At 71.6% G+C, this 26481-nt stretch carries 18 protein-coding genes; 7 read left to right on the forward strand and 11 right to left on the reverse strand.

All coding sequences use genetic code 11. The features are described 5' to 3' along the window. Positions 1-51 precede the first annotated feature (51 nt). Positions 52-1119, forward strand: a complete 1068-nt coding sequence (locus ACTMTI_RS24190; protein ID WP_441122772.1) for an LLM class flavin-dependent oxidoreductase — start codon at positions 52-54, stop codon at positions 1117-1119. Positions 1120-1238: 119 nt separating this feature from the next. Here the strand turns inward: ACTMTI_RS24190 and ACTMTI_RS24195 are convergent, their stop codons facing one another. Continuing rightward, positions 1239-1574: a hypothetical protein gene (locus ACTMTI_RS24195; protein WP_441122773.1), complete on the reverse strand. Its 336-nt coding sequence runs from the start codon at positions 1572-1574 to the stop codon at positions 1239-1241. A gap of 981 nt (positions 1575-2555) precedes the next feature. Between ACTMTI_RS24195 and ACTMTI_RS24200 the strand changes: the two genes are divergently transcribed. The 5 genes from ACTMTI_RS24200 (at position 2556) to ACTMTI_RS24220 (ending at position 7744) form a co-directional block, all read left to right on the forward strand. After that, positions 2556-3512 carry a DUF1838 family protein gene (locus ACTMTI_RS24200; protein ID WP_441122774.1) on the forward strand — a complete coding sequence of 319 codons (957 nt, stop codon included), beginning with the start codon at positions 2556-2558 and terminating at the stop codon, positions 3510-3512. Positions 3513-3929: 417 nt separating this feature from the next. Beyond that, on the forward strand, positions 3930-6338 hold the full coding sequence (locus ACTMTI_RS24205) for a sensor histidine kinase (RefSeq protein WP_441122775.1): 2409 nt from the start codon (positions 3930-3932) through the stop codon (positions 6336-6338). Continuing rightward, positions 6335-6766, forward strand: coding sequence for a roadblock/LC7 domain-containing protein (locus ACTMTI_RS24210; RefSeq protein ID WP_441122776.1), 432 nt, complete (start codon positions 6335-6337; stop codon positions 6764-6766). Before ACTMTI_RS24205 ends, ACTMTI_RS24210 begins: the two co-directional genes overlap by 4 nt. Beyond that, complete coding sequence (locus tag ACTMTI_RS24215; protein WP_441122777.1) at positions 6763-7161, forward strand: DUF742 domain-containing protein; 399 nt, start codon at positions 6763-6765, stop codon at positions 7159-7161. Before ACTMTI_RS24210 ends, ACTMTI_RS24215 begins: the two co-directional genes overlap by 4 nt. After that, a complete protein-coding gene (locus ACTMTI_RS24220) occupies positions 7142-7744 on the forward strand; it encodes a GTP-binding protein (RefSeq protein ID WP_441122778.1) in 603 nt (200 codons plus the stop codon). The genes ACTMTI_RS24215 and ACTMTI_RS24220 overlap by 20 nt, the downstream gene beginning before the upstream one ends. Before the next feature lie 62 nt (positions 7745-7806). Here ACTMTI_RS24220 and ACTMTI_RS24225 read toward each other — a convergent pair whose 3' ends face one another. Further along, a complete protein-coding gene (locus ACTMTI_RS24225) occupies positions 7807-8832 on the reverse strand; it encodes a LacI family DNA-binding transcriptional regulator (protein ID WP_441122779.1) in 1026 nt (341 codons plus the stop codon). Between the two features lie 222 nt (positions 8833-9054). Here ACTMTI_RS24225 and ACTMTI_RS24230 point away from each other — a divergent pair, with 222 nt between their 5' ends. Next, positions 9055-9777, forward strand: a complete 723-nt coding sequence (locus ACTMTI_RS24230; protein ID WP_441122780.1) for a TetR/AcrR family transcriptional regulator — start codon at positions 9055-9057, stop codon at positions 9775-9777. Here the strand turns inward: ACTMTI_RS24230 and ACTMTI_RS24235 are convergent. The 9 genes from ACTMTI_RS24235 to ACTMTI_RS24275 form a co-directional block, all read right to left on the reverse strand. Then, on the reverse strand, positions 9763-11532 hold the full coding sequence (locus ACTMTI_RS24235; protein WP_441122781.1) for an ABC transporter ATP-binding protein: 1770 nt from the start codon (positions 11530-11532) through the stop codon (positions 9763-9765). The genes ACTMTI_RS24230 and ACTMTI_RS24235 overlap by 15 nt on opposite strands. Further along, positions 11529-13430 carry an ABC transporter ATP-binding protein gene (locus tag ACTMTI_RS24240; RefSeq protein WP_441122782.1) on the reverse strand — a complete coding sequence of 634 codons (1902 nt, stop codon included), beginning with the start codon at positions 13428-13430 and terminating at the stop codon, positions 11529-11531. Before ACTMTI_RS24240 ends, ACTMTI_RS24235 begins: the two co-directional genes overlap by 4 nt. An 89-nt stretch (positions 13431-13519) precedes the next feature. Next, positions 13520-15085 carry a class I adenylate-forming enzyme family protein gene (locus tag ACTMTI_RS24245; protein WP_441122783.1) on the reverse strand — a complete coding sequence of 522 codons (1566 nt, stop codon included), beginning with the start codon at positions 15083-15085 and terminating at the stop codon, positions 13520-13522. After that, on the reverse strand, positions 15082-16710 hold the full coding sequence (locus ACTMTI_RS24250) for a (2,3-dihydroxybenzoyl)adenylate synthase (RefSeq protein WP_441122784.1): 1629 nt from the start codon (positions 16708-16710) through the stop codon (positions 15082-15084). Before ACTMTI_RS24250 ends, ACTMTI_RS24245 begins: the two co-directional genes overlap by 4 nt. 106 nt (positions 16711-16816) lie before the next feature. After that, a complete protein-coding gene (locus ACTMTI_RS24255; protein WP_441122785.1) occupies positions 16817-17407 on the reverse strand; it encodes a PaaI family thioesterase in 591 nt (196 codons plus the stop codon). Beyond that, a complete protein-coding gene (locus tag ACTMTI_RS24260) occupies positions 17404-18771 on the reverse strand; it encodes a salicylate synthase (RefSeq protein ID WP_441122786.1) in 1368 nt (455 codons plus the stop codon). The genes ACTMTI_RS24255 and ACTMTI_RS24260 overlap by 4 nt, the downstream gene beginning before the upstream one ends. A gap of 73 nt (positions 18772-18844) precedes the next feature. Then, positions 18845-24280 (reverse strand): amino acid adenylation domain-containing protein, encoded by a 5436-nt coding sequence (locus ACTMTI_RS24265; RefSeq protein WP_441122787.1) that lies wholly within the window; start codon positions 24278-24280, stop codon positions 18845-18847. Further along, complete coding sequence (locus ACTMTI_RS24270) at positions 24277-25665, reverse strand: FAD-binding oxidoreductase (protein ID WP_441122788.1); 1389 nt, start codon at positions 25663-25665, stop codon at positions 24277-24279. The genes ACTMTI_RS24265 and ACTMTI_RS24270 overlap by 4 nt, the downstream gene beginning before the upstream one ends. After that, positions 25662-26393, reverse strand: coding sequence for a VOC family protein (locus tag ACTMTI_RS24275; RefSeq protein ID WP_441122789.1), 732 nt, complete (start codon positions 26391-26393; stop codon positions 25662-25664). The genes ACTMTI_RS24270 and ACTMTI_RS24275 overlap by 4 nt, the downstream gene beginning before the upstream one ends. Positions 26394-26481: the final 88 nt, after the last annotated feature.

Raw genomic sequence — 26481 nt, forward strand, 5'->3', positions numbered from 1 at the left:
CGCCTGGTGTCAGGCTGAGTACGTTCGATTCTTTGCGCCTTGGAGGTTTTGATGCGTGCAGGCGTCGTGGTCACCGCACACCCCGGTGTGGAGGACCTCGCTGTACAGGCCGAGGAGTTGGGCCTGCACAGTTTCTGGCTCAACGACACCCCGATGGTCCACGGCGACCCCTTCGTCGCCCTGGGACTGTGTGCGAAGGCCACCAGCCGCATCAGGCTCGGCATCGGCGTGACCTCACCGGCGCTGCGCTCGGCCCCGGCCGCCGCGAGCGCGTTCGCCAGCCTCAACGCCCTGGCGCCAGGCCGGATCATCTGCGGGATCGGCACCGGAAACACGGCCCGGCGCACACTGGGCATGCGGCCGACCACAGCAGCCACGATGGAGAACTTCACCACCGCACTGCAGAACCTGTGCGCCGGACGCACCATCGAGTACCGCGAAGGTGACCGAGTCCGCAACGTCCGATTCCTGCACACCGGGGCGCACGCGAACACGGCCGACCCGATCGAGTTCGTCGTGGCCGCGCTGCTAGGACCGAAGGCCGCCGCCGTCGCCGGCCGCCGCGGCACCGGCCTGATTTCCTTCGGCCTGCTGGACCCCACCGCCTGGCAAGCACTTCATGACGCCCGCCGCCACGCCGCCCACGACACGCCACGCGACCCCGACTCCCGCATGGACTCCTACGTGGTCACCGCGCTGCACATACTCGACGAGGACGAGGATCCCCGCGGCGACGCGGCCCGGGACGCAACTGGCCACATCGTCCTGTCGCTGCTGGCCTTCGCCGCCGACACCGCCGCCGACGCACGCGCTTTCGCCGAGCAACTCGGCCCCGAGGAACGCGAGGCGGTGCGGCGACTCCTCGACCGGCGCGGCACCACCGCCACCGCACCCGACCGGCACACCAAGCTCTACCCCAACTACCTCAAACGCATCGCGCCGGAGGACCGGGACCTGATCCTGCCCTCACTGATGAACACCCTGGCCTTGGTCGGCACCCGCAACGACCTCCGCGCCCGCATCACCACCCTGGAACAGGCCGGCATCGACGAACTGCTCATCCAGCCGGTGATCGACCCACCAACCGAGATGGCCCAGCTCGCGAAACTCCTCACCTGAGCGGACCCGCCAGCCGTGCGCACGCGGTTCACCGACAACAAGACCTGAATAACCTTCAGCCGAAACCGTTCGGATCAACATGACAGGCCGCAGGCCAGCACGTGTCCCTCCCGCCAACCTCATCCGGAAGGGACAGCCGAGGACAGGAGGCGGTTGCCGGATACGTATTGGAAAGTCGCGATCTGTTTGGCCGCCCACGCGACGGGGCGGATGGGAGGGATGAACACGCTCGTGCCTATCGGCTGCCACTCGCCCTTGCCGTCCCGGTAATGCAGCGGGCGGGCGGAGATCTCGGCCGCAGCCGCTTGTCCTCCGGCTTGTACACCGTGCCGAAACGGGAACGCCTGCCGGCCGGCCAGGGCCCCGTGCGGGAGATCAGGCGGCTCGCCCGGTACCGCGGTGACGGCCTGCGCAGAGGCGGTCAGCGAGGCGGTCAGCGCCATTGCGACGATCACGCCGACAATGTGGCGTAACCGTGAGCGACTGGTAAATCGACCTGTGCAGACTCTTGACCGCGGTCGCCATCCATGTGTAGATCGAGAAGGTTTGCTCGCCCCCACACCCCAGGAGGACATCGCATGGCAGAGGCAGGGACTCTCGCGCCGTGACGACCAGGCACGACGATGCGCCCCGGGCGCAGCGGCGCCGCCGCGGAGAGGCGTTGAAGATCTCCACGGTGCTGGCGGGCCTCCTCCAGTTGGTCCTCGCAGCCCTGCTGGTGGGCATCCCGTCCAGTTCCCCCACGCTGGATGCCCTGCCCACCCCGGAAAGCGACACCACGACGCCTCCCGGGGCCGCCCTCAGTCCCCGCCCCGTCACCTCACGGGCCGCCACCACCTCAGGCCCACGCCCCGCCGTCACCCCGGCAAGCGCCTCGCAACCGACGCCCACCCCACGTGCGCACACCACACCGCCCGCCGCCGCCCGCACGTCACCGCCACGAAACGTGCCGGCGACCACGGGCCCGGTATCTCACCACCCCAGACCGACCAAACCCACTTCCCGGCCCGCCAACACCGAAAAGGCGGAATCACCGCCTAGCGCGTCCGCGGAAGCGCCCCCTCAGCCCACCCCACCAGGCCAGACGAGGGAACCACCGGGACCGGGGAACAGAACACGCGAACCCCAGGATGAACGCCCGGCCCAGGACGCGACCACCCTGCCCGGTCCGCCTGAATCGGTAACAACGTTGCCACCGCACGACCGGCTGGGCTCATTGCACTGACGATCCGGGCTGTGCTCCATCGGCGGCACACACCGCTCATCGAGCACCGGATGACGCAGCTGCTCCACGGCCAGAACCCGACGCCGCCGCCCTGGCCGGGCGGCTGATCGGCGGGCTGGACAATCCTTTCGCCCCGATATGATCACAATGCGAGGCTGTTCGCTTCCTGTCCCCACGGAGGGCATAAGTGGTCAAACGAGGCATTGCGGGGTTGTTAGCCCCTATTGTCCTATTCATCGGCGTCGGCATTCCGGGCGCGGCGGCGGACGACATATCCGCCAGCCCCACGCATCCCGGTCCGGTCTACGCGACGGTCACCGACAAGAGCGGCAAGCTCTCCCTCCAGACGTTCGGGCGTCCGGACGGGAAGGACATGGTGTTCCGGATCTCCGGCTCGGTGTACGCCAACATCGAAGGCAACAGCCTGGACCCGGCGATGCGGCACGGCCAGAAACTCTTCAACATCGAGGGCTACAACATCCGGCGGCTCTACCGGGTCCCCGACACGAACCAGCTCTATCAGCTCTCCAGAGAGATCGTCTTCTACACCGACCCCGCGGACCCGCAGCGCGTCCTGCGCGAGTGGAAGAACCCGATCGACGGCAAGACCTACCCGGTCGTCCCCATCAACAACGACTCGGTGAACTTCGGCCCGTTCACCATCACCTCCTCCTTCACGGGCCCGCCGCTGCAGCAGTTGCACGACGAGACCGTGTGGACCAGCGACATCCCCGTGCGCTCGAACTTCGGCACCACGCTCGGCGAGGGGTTCGGCCTCACGGGCGGCGTGTACGCCGCGCAGGAGATGTTCGACTTCTCCGTCGACGACCGCGAGGTGGCGACCCGCACCGGGCCGGGCGTCCCGGTCGGCGCGATGAAGACGAAGATCAGCTGGGCACGGACCAGCCCGTGGGCGCCGTTCATGTGCCTGGCGGAGAGCGACGTGCGCGGCCAGCTCACCTACCACGCCCGCAGCTGGTCGCTGAGCTCCTACGCCGGCATCGAGCCGTGGCTGCGGGCCGAGGTCGAGGCGAACCACCCGCTGTTCACGGCCGCTCCCACCGCGCCGGGGCCGAGCGAGAACTCCTGGACGTCCTTCTACAACAAGCAGCTCGGCAAGGGCGCCACCACCTGGGCTGGCTGGTGCGCCGCCAACGGCCGCCCATGAACGTCCGCAACCCGGTCACCGGCCGGACGTGGCCACCGTAGCCAGGCCGAGCGCTTCGGCGTGCGCGAGCCCGGTGGCTGCGGCCTCCTGGGAATAGGCCAGGCCCTCCCATCGGGCGCCCCGGGCTCGATCGCGCGCTTCCCATCGTCGAAGGCGAAGGGGATGCCGTCGGCGACTGTCGTGCCTTCCACGTAGGCCAAGCGTCGGCGAGACGGGGCCGCGTTGGACCGCGACGTGGAAGGCGCCCCGCAAACGGGATGGGCGGGAGCGGGGGCTTTCGACTCGTGTGTCGTATGGCTACTATCGGGCACCAATCGCCGACGTCGGCGATTTTCGTCATGGACTGACCGATCGGCGGAGGAGAGTGTCCTGCACGTGGCTAGATTGGGCAGGGGCGGGCGACGACGGACAGGGACCATGGGCGCCGGGTTAGCGGGGTCGACCAGCGGCGGGCAGCGGCGAACGGCCGGTGCCCGCCGGCTGCCGTTGCGTACCGTGCTGCTCATTGTCGTGTTCGTGCCGAGCCTGACCTTCACCCCCCTGTTGGCGTCGGGCATGTACCAACTGTCCACCCAGTGGCAGGCGGAGCGGGCCCAGATGGATCTGGCCACCAAAACCGTCGGCAGACCTGCGGCCGACCTGTTCTTCAGCCTCGATCGGGAGCGACGGCTCACCGCGGAGGTGCAGGCCGGCCAGAGCAGCGCCGCCCGCGACAAGCTTGCCAAGCAGCGCGCGGCGACCGACCAGGCCGTGAGCGCCTTCCGTCCCCTGGCAGCCCTGGACGCCGCCAACGGACAGGAGGGGCTCACCGACGCCATCGCCGGGACCGAACGCAGCCTCGCCCTCCTCGATCAGCAGCGCCAGGCGGTGGACGCCGGCTGGTCCAGCGCGCAGTACGCGTTCGACTACTACAGCCGCCTCCTCGAGTCGGACCTCAGCGTCTTGACCGCCCTCAGCAACACCGACGAGGGTCAGGTGAACAGTCAGGCGCAGACACTGGTCGACCTTTTCTGGGTCCTCGACATGATCGGCCGCGAAGACGCCGTTCTGGCTCGCGGCTGGGAGAAGGGGCGCCTGACGAGGGACGAGTACGGCCTGGTCGCCGACGCCATCGGCACCAGGAAGCACCTCATGCAGTCCCGGGTGGTTCCTGGCCTCACAGGCAACGAGACCCAGTACGGAAAGCTGACGGCCGGCAAGGCGTGGGAGACCATGACCGCTCTGGAGGGGCGGATCATCACCTCCGGGAGCAGCTCCGAGGGCAACCAGGTGACACTGCGCGACGACAGCTCCGAGTGGCGCTCCTCGGTGGACGCGGTCACCGCGCAAGTGCTGAAACTCCTCAGCCTCCGATTCGAGAATGTCGGCAAGATCGGCTACGGCCACGCCAACATGCTCCGCACGGTCTTCATCAGTGTCTCCACCGTGGGCCTGCTCGCCTTGGGCCTGGTGATCTTCACCAGCTGGCGCCTCACCGCCATTCTTCGCCGGCGCATCCTCCACCTGCGCCGGGAGGCCCAGCAACTCCAGGAGCGGCTGCCCAACGTGGTCGCCCGGCTGGAGCGCGGCGAGGACGTCGACGTCGACGCGGAAGTGCACAGGGTCGAGCCCACCCCCGACGAGCTCGGCGAGCTCGGGCAGGCCCTCAATATGGCCAGCCGCAGCGCTGTCCTCACCGCCGTGCGGCAGGCCGAGCAACACCGTGGCTTCCAGCGCATGCTCCAGCGCATCGCCCGCCGTACGCAGATCCTCATCGGCCTCCAGCTGAAGAAGCTGGACGAACTGGAGCGTCAGCACGAGGACCCCGAGGTGCTGGAGGGCCTGTTCGACCTGGACCACCTCACCGCCCGCCTGCGTCGCTACGAGGAGAACCTGGTGATCCTCGGCGGCGGGCAGCCGCAGCGCCGCTGGCGCAAGCCAGTACACCTGCTCGATGTCCTGCGCGCCGCGCAAGGCGAGGTCCAGGACTACCGCCGGATCTCGATCGACGTCGAGGGCGAACCCTGGATAGCCGAGCGCGCGGTGGGACCGCTGGTCCATGTCCTGGCGGAGCTCATGGAGAACGCCACCACCTTCTCCAAGCCGCTGACCCCCGTCGAGGTGCGGGCCGCACCGGTCAGCCGGGGCATCGCCGTGGAGATCGAGGACCGCGGCCTGGGCATGGAGCCCGAGCAGTACGCCGCCGCCAACGCCCTGCTGCAGTCGCCGCCGCAGCTCGATGTGATGACCCACGCCGACGATGTGCGTCTCGGCCTGTACGTGGTCGCTCGGCTCTCCGCGAGCCTGGGCCTCCAGGTGGAACTGCGGTCGTCGGCCTTCGGCGGCACCCGGGTCATCGTGCTGCTCCCGAAACCGCTGGTGGTGGACCGCCCCCATACGGTACCCAGGCCGGCCGCGCTCCCCGAGGAGGTCCCCCACGACGCCCCCGGTTCACAACCCCACCGGCAGGAAGATACGGCCGGTCCCCGCCCGCCTCACAACGACGGTCAGTTGCCGACTCGCTCCAGAGGACGCGCGATGGCGTACATGACGGCACCCGCCGGATCGCCGGATCGGGACGACGCACCGCCACCGTCCGACCGCCCGCCGCTGCCCCAGCGGGTGCGCCAGGCCAGCCTGGCCGACGAGCTCAAAGTCCCGGCGGACAGGGATGACCGGACCGACCCGGAGACCTGGGTCGTACGCGACCAGCCCAGCCGATCCAGTGCCACGATCGGTGCCTTCCAGAGGCAGTCTCGCCGGCGCCGGACCGGTGACGACGCCTCCCAGCCCCGGCCGAGCGGATCCCCCGAGCCCAGTTCCCCTACGACGGAAGATCGAAGATGACGCAGCGCACCACCGCCACCAACATCGACCTGGACTGGCTCCTGGACGGCCTGGTCGATCAGGTCGCGGGCACCCGGCACGCCATCGTGCTGTCCGACGACGGCCTGGTGATCAGCCGGTCCCGGACCATCGAACGCGCGAATGCCGAACGCCTCGCCGCGATCGCGACCGGCCAGCAGAGCCTGGCTCGCGGTGTCGGGCAGCTCTTCAGCGGCGGGCCGGTCCACCAGGTCATCATCGAGATGGCCGACCTGTGGCTGTTCGTCACAGCCGCGGGCCGGGGCACCCATCTGGCCGTAGTCGCGTCCCAGGAGGTCGACGCCGAACTGATGAGCGTCGCGATGCACACCCTGATCCAGCAGGTCGGCCAGAAGCTGGGCGCCGACGCGCGTCCCCCGCAGCACGATGACGCGGGGAGACACGGATGAAACACTGGACGGAGGGCTTCGAGGACGATGACGCCGACGAGCCCCTTGTCCGTCCCTATACGATCACCGGCGGACGAACCGCTCCCGAGCGGGACGACTTGACGCTGATCACCCTGGTGACCGCGATTTCCGAGGTCTCTTCGGAAACCAGACGCGGCCTGAGGAGAATGCAGCCGGAGCACCGCACCATCTTCGCCCTGTGCAATCGGCCCCTGGCGGTGGCCGAAGTCGCCTCCGCGCTGAACCTCCCGGTGTCAGTGACCAAGATCCTCATCGGCGATCTGATCGAGATCGGTCAGATGCGGGCCCGGCCTCCGCTGGCTTTCGCGCAGGCAGGCGGCTTTCCCGATATGGCAATCCTTGAGGCGGTGAGGGATGGGCTACGCAAACTCTGACCACGGGGACGCTGCTCCCCTGGCAGTGAAGATCCTTATCGCCGGTGGTTTCGGCGTCGGGAAGACGACCCTGGTCGGCGCGGTGAGCGAAGTCGCCCCACTGCGTACGGAGGAGTACCTGACCCATGCCAGCGTCGGCGTCGACGATCTGGAAGGGGTGAGCGGCAAGTCCACCACTACCGTCGCACTGGACTTCGGGCGCATCACGATCAACCGCGAACTCGTGCTTTACCTGTTCGGCACCCCCGGGCAGGAACGCTTCTGGTTCATGTGGAACGACCTCGTCAACGGGGCGATGGGCGCGGTAGTCCTGGTCGACACCCGCCGGCTCGATGTGAGCTTCGCGTCGATCGACTTCTTCGAGAGCCGCGGCATCCCCTTCGTCGTCGGCGTCAACTGCTTCCATGGCGTCAGGGACCGGACACAGGAGGAGATCCGAAGGGCGCTCGATCTCGATCCGCAGGTGCCGCTGGTGCTCTGTGACGCCCGCGACCGAACGGCAGGGCGCGATGTGCTGCTGGCACTCATCGACCACCTGATGGCGGCTGCCCAGTCCAGCACCGCACCGCACCCCGTGGCCTGACCGGGCCGCCGGCGGGTAGGTCCAGGTCTCGCCGGTGAGCGGGCTCCGGACGGCTCGGCTCATCACCCGGTCGGAAGGGCCCGGCTCGATCCGCGTACGACCAGTTCAGTGGCCAGTTCGAGATGGTGGGACTCGATTTTCTCCCCGGCGGCCAGGCGCAGCGCCGTTCGCAGGGCGACGATGCCCATCTCGCGCAACGGCTGGCGCACGGTCGTGAGCTGCGGCGAGGTCATGGTGGCCATCTCGGTGTCGTCGAAGCCGACGACGCTGAGGTCTTCGGGGATGCGCAGCCCTCGGGCCCTGGCGGCCTGGATGGTCCCGAGGGCGCTCCCGTCACCGGCGGCGAAGATGGCCGTTGGCGCGGGGTGCAGGTCCAGCAGGGCAGCTCCTTCTTTCACCCCGTGGGGATAGCAGAAGCCCGCAGTGCGGACGTATTCGGGAGGTACGGGCACGCCCGCGGCTTCCATGGCGGCGCGGTAGCCATGCATGCGTGCCTGGTTGATGACTGCGGTCGCGGGCCCTCCGAGGTAGGCGATGCGGCGGTGGCCGAGGGCCAGCAGATGCTGCGTGGCGGCCAGGCCGCCGGCGAAGTTGGTGGAGCCGACGCTGCTCACGGGGGTGTCCGGCAAGTTCAGCGGGTCGATGACGACCACCGGCAAGCCGGCCCGGGACAGCGCGGCGAGCTGGGTGGAGGTCGGCCCGCTGGTAAGGGTGATCATCGCTCGGCGCCCGGCGGCGACCAGGTCGCGAGCCCAGGAGGTGCCCCCGGCGGCCGTGCCTCTCGTGTTGGTGACGACGACCGCCACACCCGACTCGGCTCCGGCCTCGATCGTGCCCTTGATGATCTCGGCGGAGTAGGAGCACAGATCGTCCACCCACATCTCGACCGTGGCCGGCATCTCGGCCCGGTCCCGGCGTGACGAGCGGTGGACGTAGCCGTGTTCCAGCAGCAGGGACTGCACCCGCGAACGGGTGGCCGGTGCGACGTCGCTGCGGCCGTTGAGCACCTTGGACACGGTGGTCACGGACACCCCGGCCGAGGCGGCGACGGTGGCCAGCGTGGCACGTCTGGGACTGTTGCCCGGCATCCATTCCTCCCTGCGCTGACAGCTACCCACAACCTGTGATCAGCCGAGGCGGGCGCGCCAGCGAGCAAGTGTCGCCGATGTCCCCGCCAGGTTTCAACCGGTTTGCTGCCCAGTCGTCCAAGGTGACGCTCGAGCCGCCCTCGCCGGGCAAACCGCGGCTGAGAGGCGGTGGGGGCTGAGCCGGTTGGGCATGCTCCGACGCGGAACACTACTGTTCAAGTCATGTCCTCGAACCCGCCGATCCGCAGCAGCCGGCCGCGCTCTCGCTGGGCCGCAGGGCTGCCCGCGGTCACCGCAGAGCAGATCGTCGACCAGGCCCTGCTGCTGACCTCGACACACGGGCTTGAGAACTGGACGTTGCGGCAGCTCGCCTCCGCGATCGAAGCCTATCCAGCGGTGATCTACCACCACATCGGCGACCGGGACGCCGTGGTGAACGCTGTTCTGGAGCGGGTCGTCGGGATGCTGCCGGTGCCGTCCGGCGCCCTGCCGTGGCGGGACTGGTTCCGGGTGCTCCTCGGCCAGTTGCGCGGTGTGCTGCGGCGGTATCCCGGTGTCGCGCGCCGGCTCGCGCTGTACGGGCCCGCGACGCAGGAGGCGGCGCCGATCATGGACCAGGGCATCCGGTTGCTGCAGGACGCGGGCTTCGGCAAGGAGAGCGTGCTGGCGTACAACCTGATGCTGGGCGTCGCCTGCCAGTTCGTCGCCATGGAGGACGACCGGGAGCACAGCACGGCCGCCAGGCGGCGGATGGCCGCCACCTTCGGTGACCAGCGCGACAATCACGACATGCCGGGGCTGGCGGCCATGGGCTCGTTCGTGCAGGAGATGGCGGAGCACCCGGAGCGGCTGACAGGTTTCTACGCCAGCTTCTACGACTATGCCGTCGAGAGGTGCCTCGACGGCATAGCCAAGCGGCTGGAAGAGATCTCACGCAGGTCGTAGGCCAGGGGTCGCGGCGGGGACGTGCCAGTCGCGGGCGCGCGTCTGGGCCGCCCACATGCGGGCGTACCTCCCTCCGGGGTCGGCGAGCAGCGCGGCATGGGTGCCCCGCTGGACGATGCGCCCGCCGTCCACCACCAGGATCTGGTCGGCGCCGACGATCGTGGACAGCCGGTGCGCGATCACGACGACCGTCTTGCCCTTGACCAGCTCGTCGATCGCCTCCTGCACCACCACCTCGGATTCGGTGTCGAGCGCGGCCGTCGGCTCGTCCAGGAGCACGACCGGCGCGTCCTTGAGGATGGCGCGGGCGATGGAGATCCGCTGGCGCTCCCCGCCCGACAGCGCGGACCCGATCTCCCCGACCCGCGTCAGGTAGCCGTGCGGCAGCCGTTCGATGAAGGCGTGCGCGTTGGCGGCGCGGGCGGCGGCCTCGATGTCGGCGTCGGAGGCGTCGGGCCTGCCCAGGGCGATGTTGGCGCGGATGGTGTCGTCGAAGAGGTACACGTCCTGGAACACGACGGCGATGTGGCGCATCAGCTCGTCGGGCTCCATGGCGGTCAGGCGGACCCCGCCGAGCCGTACGGCGCCGGACTGGGGGTCCGCGTAGCGTGTGATCAGCTTGGTGATCGTGCTCTTGCCGGAGCCGGACGGGCCGACCAGGGCGGTGAGGCTGCGCTCGGGCACGACGAAGCCGACGTCCGTCAGGGCCGGTTCGGTCTGGCCGGCGTAGTGGAAGGTCACGTCCTCGAACCGGAGGTCGAAGAAGGCGGGCTCTCCCCCGCCGGGCTCGACGGGCAGGGGCGGCACCTTGAGCACATCGTCCATCCTGCTCAAAGCCGCCTCGGACATCTCGAACAGCTGGGTCATCGTAGCCGCCAGGCTCAGCGGCTCGGCGAACCTGGCCGCGGTCACCACCACGGCGACCAGCAGCGGCAGCGACAGTTGCGCGTCGAGCACCAGGAACGCCCCGACGGCGACCAGCGCGACGACCGCGATCTGGACGAGCAGCTGTGCCCCGGCCAGCGGGACGGCGGCCGAGCGGTTCGCGGCCGTCTGCGCGTCGTGCTGGTGGCCGAGCACCGAGACCAGGCGCGGGGAGTCGGCCCCCGCCTGGCCGGTGGCCTTGAACACCGGCAGGCCCTGGACGTACTCCACGATGCGGTTCGACACGGCGGCATCGGCCTCGTTGACGTCGCGGAAACCCGTGTTGGACAGCGCCTGCACCTTGCGTACCAGCGGCAACGCGGCCGCGGTGGCGATGGCGAGGACCAGCCCGAGCCGCCAGTCCAGCGCCAGCACGATCACGCCGAGCACCACCGGGACGGTGATCAGCTTGATGAACAGCGCCGACAGCGAGGAGATGGCGGTGGCCGCGGCCGTCACGTTGTGCCCGACGACCATGGTCAGGTCGCCGGCCGCGCGCCGCGCCAGCTCCTGCTGCGGCATGGCGCGCAGCTTCGCGCCCAGCCGCAGCCTGGCGTCCTCGGTGACCAGATGCCAGTGGCTGTAGGTGAAGCCCGTCTCACGGATCCGCAGCGCCGTCTCCACGGCGATCAGGACGGCCAGCAGTCCCGTCCACATCCAGGCGCGCTCCGCCCTGACCGGCTCACGGGACAGCTCGGCGAGCAGCGGGATGAACATCGCGAACGCCGCCGCCTGGACCACGGTGGCCGCGGCCGAGAACCGCAGCGTGGTCCGGAACTGGGCCTGGTACGGGCCCGCGGCGGTGAGCATCAAACGCAGGATCCGCCTCATCGGGCCCCCTCCACACTCGGCTCCATGCTCGGCGTCGCCGCCAGTCCCCAGCGGGCCGCCTGTTCGTGGCCGGCCCACAGCCGCGCGTACCGGCCTCCGGCGGCCACCAGGTCGGCGTGGCGGCCGCGTTCGGCCACCCGCCCCTCGTCGATCACCACGATCTGGTCGACGCCGACGATGGTGGCGAGCCGATGCGCGACGATCAGCACGGTACGGCCGCGCATCAGCCTCGCGAGGGCGTCCTGGATCACCGCCTCGTTCTCCGGGTCGGCGAAAGCGGTCGCCTCGTCCAGGATCACGACGGGCGCGTCGGACAGGATCGCCCGGGCGATGGTGATCCGCTGCCGTTGACCACCGGACAAGAGCCCGCCGCGCTCCCCCACCTGGCTGTCGTAGCCGTCGGGCAGTTCCGTCACGATGAAGTGGTGCGCGGCGGCGGCCTCGGCGGCGGCGCGCACCTGCTCGTCGGTGGCGTCGGGGCGGGCCAGCCGGATGTTCTCGGCGACCGTTCCCGCTATGAGGAAGGGCTCCTGGAACACCAGGGCCACGTGGCGGAGCAGCGCGGGGGTGCCGATCTCGCGTACGTCGACGCCGCCGACGCGGATGGACCCCTCGTCCACGTCGTGGAAGCGGGCGATGAGCCGCGCCACGGTCGACTTGCCCGCGCCTGAAGGGCCGACCAGGGCGCACACCGTACCGTCGGGGACGTCGATGTCGACCCCGTCCAGGGCCGGCCTGCCCCGGTCGGCGGAGTAGCTGAAGCGGACCCCGCGCAGCGAGACGGCGCCGCCTTCCGGCGCCCGCGGGTGCTCCGGCTCCGGGAGCGGCGCTATCGCCAGGATCTCCTCGATCCGCGCCGCACCGGCCTTGGAATCGTTCACGTACGTGGTCAGGTGCATCAGCGGCGCAACCGCCTCGATCGGCATCGCGCCGATCAGCAGGGCGAGCACGAGTTCGGTCACGGTGATCCAGCCGGCGTCCAGCATCGGCACGCCGGCGACCGCCACGAGCAGCAGGGTCGGCAGCGGGACGATGAACACCTGCGTGAGGAGGCCCGACGTCCGCGAGATGGCGATCCAGGCGGCGACGGCCTCGGTGAAGGCTCGCACCGCAGTCGCGAAGCGCCCGACCGACGCCCGCCCGTCGTCGAAGGTGCGCACCACCGGCATGCCCTGGACGAACTCCACCACGGCGGCGTTGACGTCCTCGTTCGCCCGGTTGTAGCGCGCCCGCTGCGCCGCGTAGTCGCGCGTCATCAGCGACAGGCACAGCATCGCGATCGGCACGACCAGCAGCACGGCGAGCAGCAGCCGCCACTGGACCACGCCCAGGGCGGCCAGCGCGGCGATCGGTTGCGCGAACGCCGAGCCGACGAACGGCAGGGCGTCGGCGACCACGTTGTGCAGGGCTTTCACGTCGTCCTGCACGACCTTCTTCACGCGGCCCGAGCCCAGCCGCTGCACCTCGCCCAGCGGCATCCGGGCCAGCGCCTCGGCCAGTTCCCGGCGCAGCTCCACCTCCAGGGCGTAGCTCGCGACGTGGGCGACGCGCTCGGCCTCCCATCGGGCCGCGAACGACGCGACCAAAGCCGCCGCCGCGCCCGCGGCCCACCAGGCCACGGCGGCGGCTGACGGCTCTTCGGCCAACAGCGCGCCGACCGCGAACGCCACGCACACGAACCCCGCCACCCCGGCCACGCCGCCGAACGCCGCGAGGGCGGCGGCCCGCCGCAGCCGCCGCCGGGCCGCCGGAGAGCGGTTCACCAGATTCATCACCAGCCGGAAGCCGCTGGGCTGCCCGCCATCGACGGGCCCGGCGGCGATGCCGGCCGGCTCCTCGGCGGGCCCGCCGCCGGCGTCGGCGAGGTCCGTCGCGCCGGCGGTGCCGGTGTTTCTCATGCGCCCCCCATGGTTCCAGGGGTCCCCTCGGCAGGACCCGCGATCGTCGGTCTAACACTAGTGAACATTGAACAAGAAGTAAGGGTCACCTAATAATCCAGCCGTTCTCCGGCGAAGCGGGTGCGGAGCAGGGCTTTGTCGATCTTGCCCATGGGGTTGCGCGGCATCGCCGTGACGATCTCCAAGTGCTCCGGCCGCTTCTGCGGCATCAGCCCGGTGTCGGCCAGCCAGTTCGACAGTTCCGCGAGGTGGGGTGGAGACGCGCCCGGCGGGCAGGTGATGACGGCGCAGATCCGTTCTCCGGCGATCGGGTCGGGGAGGCCGATGACGGCGGCCTCGGCGATGTCCGGGCGGGTGGACAGGAGCTCCTCGATCTCCTGAGGGGCGATGTTCTCGCCCTTCCGGATGATCAGGTCCTTGATCCGGCCGAGAAGTTCGAGGTGGCCGTCGGAGCGCAGCCGTCCGAGGTCTCCGGTGCGGAACCAGCCGTCCGGGGTGAAGGCGGCCTTGGTCTCGGCCTCGTCGGTGTACCCCTGGCAGACGATCGGGCCGGACAGCTGCACCTCGCCCGTCGCGCCCGCGGGCACCGGCAGGCCGCCGGAGCCGACGATCCGCACGTCGCAGCCAGGGATGGGGCGGCCCTCGGTGTGCGCGAGTTGTTCGTCGGTGTCGCCGGGCGAGGCGACCGTGATCGACGGCGCCTCGGTCATGCCGTAGTCGTGTGCGATCGTCACCCCCAGCTCCTCGCGTACGGCCCGGTACAGCTGCTCCGAACACGGCGCCCCGCCGCCCTTGAACAGCCGCAGGCTCGGGATCAGGGACTCGCCGGGGCGGGCCCGCGCCATCTGCAGCAGCACGGCGAAGAAGACCGGGCTGCCGCCCATGAAGGTGACCTCGTGCCGCCGGAACAGCTCCACCGCGGGCACCGGCGCGAACGCCTCCATCACCACCGCGGGGAACCCCACGCACAGCATCGTGATGAGCGAGCACAGGCCCCCGATGTGCGCCACGGGGAACGCGATCGCGCCCACGTCGTCGGCGCGGAGCCCGCTGCGCCGGTTGAACTCCGCTCCGGCGCACAGCAGGGCGTCGTCGCAGTGGCGGGCGCCCTTGGGGGCGCCGGTCGAGCCCGAGGTGAAGTAGACCCAGTGGACGGCGCCGGGATCACGCGGGTCGCGGGGCAGCCCGCCGAGGTCGTCCTTCTCCGGCGCGTCGTCCCCGATCACCAGCACCCGGGGCCCGGGACCGCCGTCCGGGCGCAGCCCGGTGGCCATCGCGGTGAAGTCGGTGCCGTGCCACGTGCCGGGCACCAGGATCGTGTTCACGCCGGCCGTGGCGACCGCGGCGGTCACCTCGCGCTCGCGGTAGGCCGGGATGATCGGGGCCTGTACGGCGCCGAGGCGCCGTAGCGCGGCCATGACCAGCAGGGTGCTGATGCGCGTCGGCAGCTGCCAGGCGACCCTGCTGCCGGGGCCGACGCCCTCGGTGTGCAGCGCGGCGGCCACCCGCAGCGCGCGGTCGTGGAACTCCCCGAAGGTGACGGTCCGGCCGGCCTCGTCGATCAGCATCGTCCGCTCCGGGGTGTGCCGGGCGCGGGCCTCGATGAGCTCCCACAGCGTGGGCGCCATCAGCAGGCCACTGTGGGACATGGTCATGAACGGCTCCTCGAGGCGTGGCGGCGGGTCATCGTCTCGGCCAGCGCCCGTTTGTCGATCTTGCCCAGGGCGGTGCGGGGGAAGGAGTCGAAGATCTCCAGCCGGTCGGGCAGTTTGAACGCGGCCAGCCCGAGCCCGGTCAGGTAGGCGTTGAGCTCGGCCTGGCTCGGCGGCGTCCCCCGGGCCACCACGCAGGCGCAGCTGCGTTCGCCGAGCATGTCGTCCGGGACGCCGACGATGGCGACGTCGTGTACGGCGGGATGCCCCAGCACGAGGTTCTCGACCTCCTCCACGGGGATCTTGTCCCCGCCCCGGTTGATCACGTCCTTGACCCGGCCCTCCACCACGAGGTGGCCGCTCGGCAACCGCCGGACGAGATCGCCGCTCCGGTAGAAGCCGTCGGCGGTGAACGCCGACCGGTTGTACTCCTCCGCCCGGTAGTAGCCGCGCAACGTGTACGGACCGCGCACCTGCAACTCGCCGACCTCTCCGGCCGCCACCTCGGCGTCGTCGCGGTCGACGATCCTGACCTCGTCGTCCTCGGCGAGCGGCCGGCCCTGCGTGTCGAGCACGAGCGCGGGGTCGTCGTCGAGCCGGGTGAAGTTGAGCAGGCCCTCGGCCATGCCGTACACCTGCTGCAGCCGGCAGCCCAGCGCCGGTTCCACTCTGGCCGCGGCCTCCGACTTCAGCCGCGCCCCGCCCACCTGCAGCACGCGCAGGCTGCCGAGGTCCGCCTCGGCCCATCCGGCGGCCTCCGCCCACAGCAGCGCCAGCGGCGGCACCAGCGCCGTGACGGTGATCCGCTCCCGCTCGATGAGCTCGAAGGCGTCCTCCGGACTCGGCGTCGGGCAGAACACGACCGTGCCGCCCGCGAGCAGCGTCCCGAGCGCGCCGGGGCAGCCCAGCGGGAAGTTGTGCGAGATGGGCAGGGTCACCAGGTAGCGCGTGCTCTCGTCCAGCCCGGTGACCTCGGCGCTGGCCCTGGCGTTGTAGGCGTAGTCGTCGTGCGTCCGCGGGATCAGCTTGGGCAACCCGGTGGTCCCTCCGGACAGCAGCAGCAGCGCCACGTCGGACGGGTCGGGCCCGGGCGGGAACTCGTCGCCGACGGGCCCCTTGTCCAGGTCGGCCAGCGCGCCGAACTCCGCGGGCTCGCCGGCCACCAGGACGTGCCGCAGGCTCGGCGCCCGCTCGCCGACCGCCCTGGCGAGCTGCCGGTAGTCGAAGCCCAGATGGGTGTCGGGGATCACGTACGCGACGGCCTCCGACAGCCGGGCCAGATGCGCGATCTCGGTCTCCCGGTGCGCCGGCAGCGCCAGCACGGGCACCGCGCCCAGCCGGAACAGCGCGAAGCACAGCGGCAGGAACTCCCCGATGTTGGGCAGCTGCACCAGCACGCGGTCGTACCGCGCGACGCCGAGCCTCCGCAGGCCGGCCGCGAGCCGGTCGCTGTGCTCGTCCAGTTCCCGGTACGTCCAGCGGCGCGCGCCGTCCACGACGGCCAGGCGCTTCGGCCGCGCCGCCGCCTGCTCGCGCAGCAGCGACCCGAGCGTGGTTCCCCGCCAATAGCCGCGTTCGCGATACCGCGCCGCGAGATCGTCCGGCCACCCGATACATCCGTCGAGCATTGAACGCGTCCTTCCATCGACTACACGTGATCATGAGATGCGGCGACCGGCCGTCCTTGTACGGCGGTCAACCGGAAAGCCCGCGGGCAAGGGAGCCCGCGGCGGGTCAGGCCCGGCCGGGGCGGCGGCCGGCACCTTCGGGCATGGCGGCGGACGGGTCGATCCCGGCCGCCGCGAGGTCTTCGGGACGGCTGTGGGCGAGGAAGTAGCCGGCGTCGATCCGCAGGTACAGGCCGCGCGCCTGGGCGGCGAGCGGGCCGGCCGGATCGTTGAGTCGGGCCTCTCCGCTGACGTGGACCTTGCGGCCGGACACGCCCTCGACGCGGCTGACGATCCACACCGTCGCGCCGATCGGGACCGGGCTGCGGTAGTCGACTTCGAGGTGCGCCGTGACCGCGGGCATCCCGGCGAGCATGGCCGGCGTTCCGAGGCTGTCGTCGAACGCGGTGGCGAGCAGGCCTCCGTGCAGCAGCCCGGGGGCTCCCTCATGCACGTCCCGGACGGTGAAGCTGCCGACGACCACCAGCCCCTCCCCGGCGCGGAAGCGCAGCCCGAGACCGCCGGCGACCGCACCGCAGCCGAAGCAGCCCGGCGGATGGAGCGGGTCGAGCTCCTCCCCTGGCTCGACCGCCCCGGCGGGACGCTCCGGCAGGGCGGCCTTCGCGGCACCGCTGGTCTTCTCAGCGTCTGATGTCATCGGGGGGCCGCCTCCAGCCGGGTCGTTTCCGGACTGCCGGGGACGACGTCGGACGAGTGCCGCGGGGCGGCCACCAAGTACGGGGCCACGCTGCTGAGCTTCTCCGAGGTTTCCTCGTGCTCTCGCTCCGGGCGGGACATGGCCACGATGCCCGCTCCCGCGCGCAGCCAGGCGCGGCCCTCGCGCTGGTAGACCGCCCTGAGCACCAGGGCCGCGTCCAGGGTGCCGGCGGCGTCGGCCATGATGACGGCGCCGGCGTACACGCCGCGCGGCTGATCCTCCAGTTCGCCGATCAGGCGGTAGGCCGCGCGCTTGGGGATCCCGGAGGCCGTGACCGCGGGAAAGACCGCTCCGAGCGCGTCCCAGGCGTTCCTGTCCCCGGCCAGCGTGGTGACCACCCGGGAGGCGAGGTGCTGGACACTGCCCCTGAGTTTGATCGTCAGGAATTCGCTGACGCGGGTCGCGCCCCGCTCGCCGACGGCGTCGAGCTCGTCGAAGGCGAGTTTCACCGAAGTGGCGTGCTCGAAGACCTCCTTGGGGTCGGCCGACAGCTCGTCGCCCAGGGCGTGGTCGTCCGCCGCCCGGCCGGTGCGGGCGCGGGTGCCGGCGAGGGGCTGGGTCGAGACCAGACGACCGGCGTCGACCTCGATGACGGTCTCCGGGCTGAAGCCCGCGATCTGCCAGCCGCCCAGATCCAGCAGGAACGACCTGGCGGGGGTGTTGTGCGAGCGGCCCAGCACGTAGGTGGCGCACATGTCGACGGGGAACGGCACGGGGACGCGGCGCGACAGGATGACCTTCCGCAGCCGGCCCTTGCGGATCTCCTCCACCGCATGCGCCACATCACGCAGGTACGCCTCGTCCCACGCCCGGACGTCGACCGGTGTCGGCCGGTGCTCCAGCGGCGGCGGGCAGGCGTCGAGCACGGCCCGTACGCGGGCGAGGTCGGCCGGGTCGACGGCGCGGATCAGCACGCTGCCGCCGGTCACCCGCAGCTCGACGCCGGGGATGATGAAATGCGCCAGGGCGGTGTCAGGCGACTGTCCGCCCGGCAGGCTGGCGAGTTCGAAGGACGCCCAGCCGTAGGCGTTCCATCCGGCGACGGGTGAGCGGCGCAGCGCGGCGTGCACCTGCCGCCACGGCGTGCCGGTCCACGGCTCGGCGGACGCGGCGCCGCCCATGGTCGCGCGCACCGTGCGCGCGTTCACCGTGACCTCGCCGACCGGGTTCCCGGCGAGGTGGAAGCATTGGTCGCGCTCGTAGGCGACATAACCGGTGAGCGCGCCCGAGCGCACCACGTGCGACACCACGGACAGCGGATCGAAGACACCTTCGATGAGGGCCTCCTGATAACGGTCCACCACGGGATCTCTCCTCACAACGAGCGGTCCCGGTCCGGCGGGGCGGGCCCGCCGGACCGGACGGGGTACGTGCGGCTCAGCGGCGTCCGGCCTCTTTCAGTGGCCTCGCGATGTGCTCGGCGACCTGGCGGACATGCGGGTCCGTGATGCAGGTGAAGTGGTTCCCCTCGATGTCGGCCAGGTCGAACTCGCCGACGCAGACCCGGCGCCAGAAGTCGAGCGTCATGTCGTCCATGCCGGGCGCGAACCCGGACGCGCCGCTCGGGCGCAGGAACCGGATGTCCCCCGCGTACGGCTCGGGAGTGAACCGCGCGGAGCGGAAGCTCTGCCGGAACACCCGGAACATGCCCGACACCAGCTCGGGCCGCATCTCCTGGCCGGCGACCGCCGAGGCGGCCCGCGCGTACAGCTCGAACCGCTCCTGCTGGGGATGCGCCCCGAGCCGCCGGTAGAAGGCCGCGATCTCGTCCAGGCCGGGGTCGCCACCGACGCCGAGCAGTGAACCCGCGGGCATGCGGCCGTCGTTGGCCCGCATCACGTGCATGAACGCGCGTACGGCCGCGCCGGCGTCCAGCTCGCCGAGGCCGATCTGATCCATCGTGAGGCCCAGGTTCGGCACGAAGAGCGTCTCGATCATCAGGTCTTCGTCGATGTCGAACAGCACCGGGTGGCTGCTCACCAGGATCAGGTCCGCGACCTCGGCGCCGCGTTCGATCAGCCGCCGGGACACCTCGACGGCGTACATGCCGCCGAGGCAGTAGCCGACCAGCTGGAAGCGGGTGTGCCCCTCGGCCAGCAGCCGGCCGGCGTAGTCGTCGGCCAGGCGTTCGACGACCTCGGCCTGGTCGAGCGCGCAGTACACGTCGGTGTCGGCGATGACGATCCCGGTGACCGGGCCGAGGTCCTGGGCGACGAGTTCGGCGGCCAGGGGCCGGAAGCACTCCATGGTGCCGAGCCCCGCGTGGAACAGCACCCGGACGGGGCCCTCCGCGCGCTCGCTGAACGGGACGAGCACCGCGTTGCTGCCGTCCCGGCGCCGGCCGCCCGCCTCCGGTTGGCGGGGTTCGCGCAGGAAGGCGGCGAGGGCGGCGACGGTGGGGGCGCTCAGCATGTGGCGCAGCAGGGTGTCGAACGGGATCCCGGCCGCCTCTGGCACCTCCTCGCGCAGCTTCCCGGCCATCCGCGCCATGATCAGCGAGTCGGCTCCGCAGTCGAACAGGCTCTGCGTGCGCCCGACACCCGGCAGCGCCAGCGCCGCCGCCCACAGCTGCGACAGCGCCGCCTCGAACGCGTCGGCCGGCTCCTCCACGGCCGCCGGGGAGGCGGCTGTGGAGACCGGCCGCCAGCCGGCGAGGGTGCGCCGGTCCACCTTGCCGTTGGCGGTGAGCGGCAGCGCGTCCACGATCTGCAGGTGCGCCGGGACCATGTGGCCGGGCAGCCGCTGCGCCAGGAAGGCCGCCAGCTCACCGGCGGTGACCGGCGCGCGGTCGCCCTTCATCCGGGCCGCGAACATGTGGAGCCGCTGCGGGGCGAGGCTGTGGTCATCTCCGGGCAGGCACAGCACGTCCCCGGCCCCGGCCTTGGCCAGCAGGTCCAGCCAGCCGTCGCGGTCCAGGTAGGACGGTCCGCCGGTGCGGCGGGCGTCCTCGGGCGGGGTCATCATGAACGCCTGCGACGCCAGGATCCACGGGTGCTCGCGGGTGGGTTCGGTGATGACGAGCCAGCCGCCCGGGGCGACCAGTTCGGTCAGGCCCAGGAGCGCCGCCTCGACGTCGCGTGCGTTCTCCAGCACCCCGGCGGCGAGCACCACGTCGTAGGAGTTGGGGGCCAGCCCTTGCGGCCGGCACGGCGAGTCCACGTCGAACACGCCGAAGGAGATCCCCGGGTGCTCGCCGTACCGCGATCGCGCCTCGGGCAGGAAGTACGGCGACACGTCGGTGAAGAGATACTCGACGTCGAAACCGGCGAGCGCGGCGAGGACGCCCTGAGTGGTGCCGCCGGTGCCCGCGCCGGCCTCCAGGATCCGCAGCGGGCGGTCCTCCGCCCGGCCCGCGGCGATGCGGTGCACAGTGGCGGCGACGGCCTGGTTGAGGTACCTGGCCATCGCGTTCTCGCGGTAGAGCGAGTCCGCGACGTCGAAGCCGCCCTCGGGGAACAGCAGCGCGACCGGGTCCTGCCGCCCGGTCAGCAGGTCGGGCAGCCGCTCGGCGTTGCGTGACAGGTAGTCGAGGAACAGCGGCGAGCCGAGGTCGGCGGTCCAGGCCGCCGCGGCGTCCTTCCAGTGCCGCGCCACCGTGTCGCCATCGACGCTCCCCTCGATGGCGCCGGACCGGGTGAGCACGTCGAGCCATCGCCGTACCAGCCAGTGGTGCCGGGGATCGATCCCGGCGGCGGTCATGGCCTCCTCTCCAGAGGTGGACACGCCGAGGCGGTGCAGGGCGTACGCCATCGAGGACAGCACGGCCCGGTCCAGACGCTCGACGTAGGCCTCGACCTGGTCGCGGCGCACGCCTCCGGCGGCGCGGTCGGCCGCCGCCCGCACCAGGTCGCCCATGCGCCCGATGCCGGGAGTGTCCGGTACGGCGACGCGCGCGGTCTCGACGACGCCGAGGAGCGCGCGCTCGGCGCCCGAGTCGTCCACCACGACGCCCGCGGCCGCCACGGCGGGGTGTTCCAGCAGGGCGGCCTCGATCTCGCCGAGCTCGATGCGGTGGCCTCTGACCTTCACCTGAGTGTCCTCGCGGCCGAGGAACTCGATCTCGCCGCCCGGCCGGTAGCGGCCCAGGTCGCCGGTCCGGTAGAGGCGTTGCCCGTCCACCGGGTGGGTGACGAATCGATGGGCGGTCTGCTCTTCGTCGCCGAGGTAGCCCTCGGCCAGGCCCGCACCGGAGATGTAGAGCTCTCCCGCGACCCACACCGGGCAGTCGCGCATGGACCGGTCGAGCACCCGGAACCCCTGGTTCGCCAGCGGGATCCCGTACGGGACGCTGCGCCAGCCGTCGTCCAGCGGCCCGATGGGGTGGTAGATGGACCAGATCGCGGCCTCGGTGGCGCCGCCCAGGCTGATCTGGGTGAGGCCGGGCATGTGGCGGCGGACCTCGTCCGGCAGCGTGATCGGGATCCAGTCCCCGGACAGCAGCGCCAGCCGGAGCGAGGCAGGCGCGAGCGCGGGCTCGGAGTCCAGATAGGTGACCAGCATCTGCATCAGCGCGGGCACCGAGTTCCACACGGTCACGCCGTGCTCGCCGATCAGTTCGGCCCAGTGGGACGGGTCGGCGCGGCGCCCGGCGTCGGGGTAGACGAGCGCGCCGCCGGCCGACAGCGGCCCGAAGATGTCGTACACCGACAGGTCGAAGCCGAGGTTGGCCAGGCCGAGCACGCGATCGTCGGCGGTGACGCCGAAGCGGCGGTTGATGTCCGCGACGGTGTTGCCCGCCGCCCGGTGGCTGATCACGACGCCCTTGGGCCGCCCGGTCGAGCCGGAGGTGTAGATGACGTACGCGGGCGCGTCCGGATCCCCGCCCACCGCGGCCGCCGGGGCGGGATGAGCGGCCAGCCGGTCCACCGCGATGACCTCGACGCCGTCGGGCCAGTCGGCGGCATCGTCCACGGCCGACTGCGTCAGCAGGTGGCGGACCCCGGCGTCGGCCAGGATCGCGGCCCGTCGCAGCGGCGGCTGGATGGTGTCGACGGGCAGGTAGACCGCCCCGGCGAGGAGCGTGCCCAGGACGGCGCTCACCTGGTCGACGCCCTTCTCCATGACGATCGCGACCCGCTGCCCCGCGCCGCACCCGGCCTCGCGCAGCGCGGCGGCGACCGCGGCGGCGCGCCCGGCGAGCTCGCCGTACGTCGCCGAGCCGAGCGGGCCGACCACCGCGGGACGGCCGGGCATGGCCGCCGCCCGGGCCAGGAACGCCTCGTGCAGCAGCGAGCCGGGCAGCGGCGCGGCTGTGTCGTTGACGCGGGCGCGCGCACGCTCCTGCCAGTCAGGGAGCGGCAGCGGCTCCCCGGAGTCCCACGCCGCGTCCGTCGTGGCGAGGCGCCGCAGCAGGGCCTCGAACGCGTCGAACATGTCGCCGGCGACGCCTTCGGGGAAGACGCCCTCACGCACGTCCCAGTTGACCTGCAGTCCGTCGGCGTCGTCCATGGCCTGGCAGTCGATGAACACCTGCGGTGTCTGGGTGATGCCGAACCCGTCGAGCCTGCCTGCCGCCCGTTCCCCCGTCGCGGCGTCGCCGAGGCCGATCGCGCTGGTGAACACGACCGGCATCAGGGCGGCCTCCCGGCCGCGGCGGCGGGCCAGCTCGCGCAGTACCTCGACCCCGGAGCACAGCCGGTGGTCCAGGTCGTCGAAGAGCTGCCCGCTGGTCGCGGTGGCGCGCTCGGCGAACGACGCGCCCGAGTCCCCGTCGACGGCGAGCAGGCTGACCGAGGTGAAGTCGCCGACCACGCGGGGGACGTGCGGGTGCAGCGGCAACCGGTTGAGCACGGTCAGGTTGAGCGAGAAGCGGGGCGAGCGGCTCCACCGCTCGATGACGGCGGCGTAGGCGGTCAGCACCGCGGCCGTGGGCGTCAGGCCGCGCTTTTGAGCGCGGCGCTTGAGCCCGTCCCAGGCCGTGGAGTCCAGGCGGAGGAAACGGCGGCGGAAGACGGGCGGCGGGGAGCCGGTCTGCTCGATGACGGGCAGTTCGGGAGCCGGGGGCAGATCGTCCAGCCGGGCCATCCAGTAGTCCCGGTCGCGCTGGTAGCGGTCGGTCTCGCGCAGCCGGAGCTCGGCGAGCAGGTAGTCGCGGAAGCGGAGGTCCGGCTCGGGCAGCTCACCTGCCGGGTCGGTGTGCAGGGCCTCGAACTCGCCGAGCAGCAGCCAGATGCTGGCCCAGTCGGCGACCAGGAAGTCCATCGACAGGTGCAGCACCGCGCGCTCGTCGGCGCGGGTCACGCGCAGGTCGAACAGCGGCCACCGGGTGGTGTCGTAGACCCGGTGGCCCATCTCCGCCCGCACCGTTTCGAAGGCGGATCCGACCCGGGCCTCGGGTGCGCCGCGCAGGTCGGTCGCCGCCACCGTCAGGTGCTCCACGGCGGGCAGCACCCGCTGGTAGCCGTCGGCGGAGACCACTACGCGCAGCATGTCGTGCCGCTCGATCAGCCGGTTCCACGCCGCTTCGACCCGCTGGGGATCGAGGTCGGGGTAGTTCACCTCCAGATAGACGTGGCAGGCCACGCCGCCGTATCGGACGGCTTCGGTGCGCCCGACCAGGTAGGCCGCCTGCACGTCGGTCAGCGGAAACGGCTCGAACCGGGCGCCGGGGTCGGGGGTGACGGCGACCTCGGCGCTCTCGCCGCGGAGCCGGGCCAGGACGGACTCCTTGGCGGCGCGCAGCGCCTCCAGGCGGTCCGCGGTGAGGATGCCCTTGGGAGCGCGGTAGCGGAGCCGCCCCGCCTCCTCCCAGAGCCGTACTCCTTCGCGCCGCAGTTCGGCGATCAACTCGACGGCGGTCGATTCACTGGTCACGAGAGTTCTCCTCGGCGAAGAGGCGGGATGTTGGCGTTGAAGCGGAACATGTTGACCTCGTCCCAGACGGCCTTCAGCCGCGCCAGCCGGTCGTAGGTCTCGCTGCCGTAGGCGGCCCGCACCCACTCGGGCTCCGGGTCGGGCAGCAGGTTGAGGTACGGGCCCTTGGTCACTTCCTGCAGCGACCGCCATCCCAGGACGGCGGGTTCGACGTGCGCGGGACTGTCGGCGGCGCCGTACCACTGGGCGCAGATCTCGGCGAACCACGTGGCGTCGCGGTGGGTGTAGGCGGTCGGGCCCGCGGGGGCGCGGCGGATCGCGCCGCCGAGGGCGCCGAGCACCACCGAGAAGTTCGGCCCCGAGGCCCGCCAGCGTTCGACGAGCGTGTCGATCGTGTCGTCGGAGAGCTCGGTCAGCAGCTCCCCCCGGTTGTAGACGTGCTGGCGCCGGTGGTCCGGCGGCGACGGCAGCAGCCGCTGGTAGTCCAGGTACGGCATCCGGGTGACGCGGTCGTGCACGGGCCCCCCGGCGGCGTGGCGCAGCGGCGCGAGCACCTCCTCGGCGCGCCCCGGCTCGCCGAACCACGTGGGGATCAGCACCGCACAGCGTTCGAAGTGCAGGTGCTCCGGGACGAACGCCACCGGCGGCGCGGTCCACACCAGGGCGATCAGCGATGCCTCGTCCGGTGCGCCCGCCAGCCAGTCGCGGGCCGTACGCAGCACCGCCGGGACCTGCTCGGCCGTGTACACCACGGGGCCTGCCAGCACGGAGCGGACCGGGTGCAGGCGGAAGCCGAAGGCGGTGACCACGCCGAAGTTGCCGCCACCGCCGCGCAGCCCCCAGAACAGCTCCGCGTGCTCGGCGGCGCTCGCCCTGACCCGCTCGCCCGACCCGGTCACCACGTCGAAGAACTCCACGTTGTCGCTGGTGAGCCCGTACATGCGGGACAGGTCGCCCACGCCGCCGCCGAGGGTGTGCCCGGCGATGCCGACGTCGGTGTTGCGCGCGCCCGGCACGGCGAGGCCGTGCCGCTGGGTGGCCGCGTCGAACTCGCCCCACGTCAGCCCGGGTTCGGCGACGGCCGTGCGGGCCTGCGGATCGACCCGCACCCGCTTCATCGGCCCGAGGTCGATCACCACGCCGGCGTCGCAGGTGCCCCACCCGGCGACGTTGGCCCCGCCGCCGCGCACGGCGACCGGCAGGCCGTCGCGGCGCGCGTACGTCACGGCCGCGGCCACGTCCGCCGCGTCCGAGCAGCGGGCGATCAGCGCCGGTTTGCGGTCCACTCGCGCGTTGCGGACGCGCCTGGCCTGCTCGTACGCCGCCTCGCCGGGCCGCAGCAGTTCGCCGCCGAAGTCGGCGCGCAGCCGGTCGACGCCGTTCACCGCGTCCTCCTTCCGAGGTCGTCCACCGTTCCCAGGTCGTTCACCGGGCCCCGGGTCAGGACCGCGCCGTGCAGCCTGCGCGGGTCGAGGTCGGCGGCCAGCCCGTGCAGTTCCACGCCGAGCACCCCGGTCGTGGCGGCCGGTTCGGCCGACAGCCATCGGCCCTCGCCGACGAGGGCGTCGAAGGACGCGCGGTCCGCGGCCGAGACGCCCATCCGGACGCGGGCGACGCCCCGCGCGCCGTTGGGGTGCACCACCCGCTCGGGGCGCTGCGGCGGGTCGTAGGCCGACACCACGAAGGGCAGCTCCGCCGGGCTGGATGCGAGGAATTGGTAACGCACCGTTCCCCCGTCGGGCCGGACCCTTTTTCCTTTCATGACTCTGGAGACCCGCACGTTTTTCCGGCGCAGCGCGGCACGCACTCCGGCCAGCTCGGTGTCCTCCGTTTCGACCGCTAGGTCGCGCCACCCTTCACCTGGTCGCGCCCAGCGGGCGAGTCGTTCACCGGCGGCCGTTCCGAATATCGTCGCGAACGGCCAGCGGAGCAGCGCGAACCGCGACGGCAACTGGAATAATTCAATGAAAGGGCCGTCATCGAACCAGATCAGCGCGTTGTGCGCGCGTTCCGGAGCGCTGCCCCATTCCACCGAGAAGCCCAGGCTCGAATAGTCGCCGACGGCCGCGCGGATATCATCGACTTTGCACAGGATATGGCTGCACTTCAGCATCGGAAAGATTCCTCATTTCGTCCGTACCCGCTTGCCTCGACTGAATATCCCGAGATATTGTCGACGCAAATCCCGGCTATAGAAGGGG

The organism is Nonomuraea sp. H19, assembly GCF_052068215.1.
Taxonomy (GTDB): Bacteria; Actinomycetota; Actinomycetes; order Streptosporangiales; family Streptosporangiaceae; genus Nonomuraea.

What these genes read in the sequence shown, in the direction of transcription:
- ACTMTI_RS24210 (WP_441122776.1), top strand. Translation starts at nt 6,335, where the DNA reads ATGACGCAGCGCACCACCGCCACCAACATCGACCTGGACTGGCTCCTG.
- ACTMTI_RS24245 (WP_441122783.1), bottom strand. Translation starts at nt 15,085, where the DNA reads ATGACCATGTCCCACAGTGGCCTGCTGATGGCGCCCACGCTGTGGGAG.
- ACTMTI_RS24250 (WP_441122784.1), bottom strand. Translation starts at nt 16,710, where the DNA reads ATGCTCGACGGATGTATCGGGTGGCCGGACGATCTCGCGGCGCGGTAT.
- ACTMTI_RS24255 (WP_441122785.1), bottom strand. Translation starts at nt 17,407, where the DNA reads ATGACATCAGACGCTGAGAAGACCAGCGGTGCCGCGAAGGCCGCCCTG.
- ACTMTI_RS24225 (WP_441122779.1), bottom strand. Translation starts at nt 8,832, where the DNA reads ATGCCGGGCAACAGTCCCAGACGTGCCACGCTGGCCACCGTCGCCGCC.
- ACTMTI_RS24275 (WP_441122789.1), bottom strand. Translation starts at nt 26,393, where the DNA reads ATGCTGAAGTGCAGCCATATCCTGTGCAAAGTCGATGATATCCGCGCG.
- ACTMTI_RS24230 (WP_441122780.1), top strand. Translation starts at nt 9,055, where the DNA reads ATGTCCTCGAACCCGCCGATCCGCAGCAGCCGGCCGCGCTCTCGCTGG.
- ACTMTI_RS24190 (WP_441122772.1), top strand. Translation starts at nt 52, where the DNA reads ATGCGTGCAGGCGTCGTGGTCACCGCACACCCCGGTGTGGAGGACCTC.
- ACTMTI_RS24215 (WP_441122777.1), top strand. Translation starts at nt 6,763, where the DNA reads ATGAAACACTGGACGGAGGGCTTCGAGGACGATGACGCCGACGAGCCC.
- ACTMTI_RS24240 (WP_441122782.1), bottom strand. Translation starts at nt 13,430, where the DNA reads ATGAGAAACACCGGCACCGCCGGCGCGACGGACCTCGCCGACGCCGGC.
- ACTMTI_RS24205 (WP_441122775.1), top strand. Translation starts at nt 3,930, where the DNA reads ATGGGCGCCGGGTTAGCGGGGTCGACCAGCGGCGGGCAGCGGCGAACG.
- ACTMTI_RS24220 (WP_441122778.1), top strand. Translation starts at nt 7,142, where the DNA reads ATGGGCTACGCAAACTCTGACCACGGGGACGCTGCTCCCCTGGCAGTG.
- ACTMTI_RS24235 (WP_441122781.1), bottom strand. Translation starts at nt 11,532, where the DNA reads ATGAGGCGGATCCTGCGTTTGATGCTCACCGCCGCGGGCCCGTACCAG.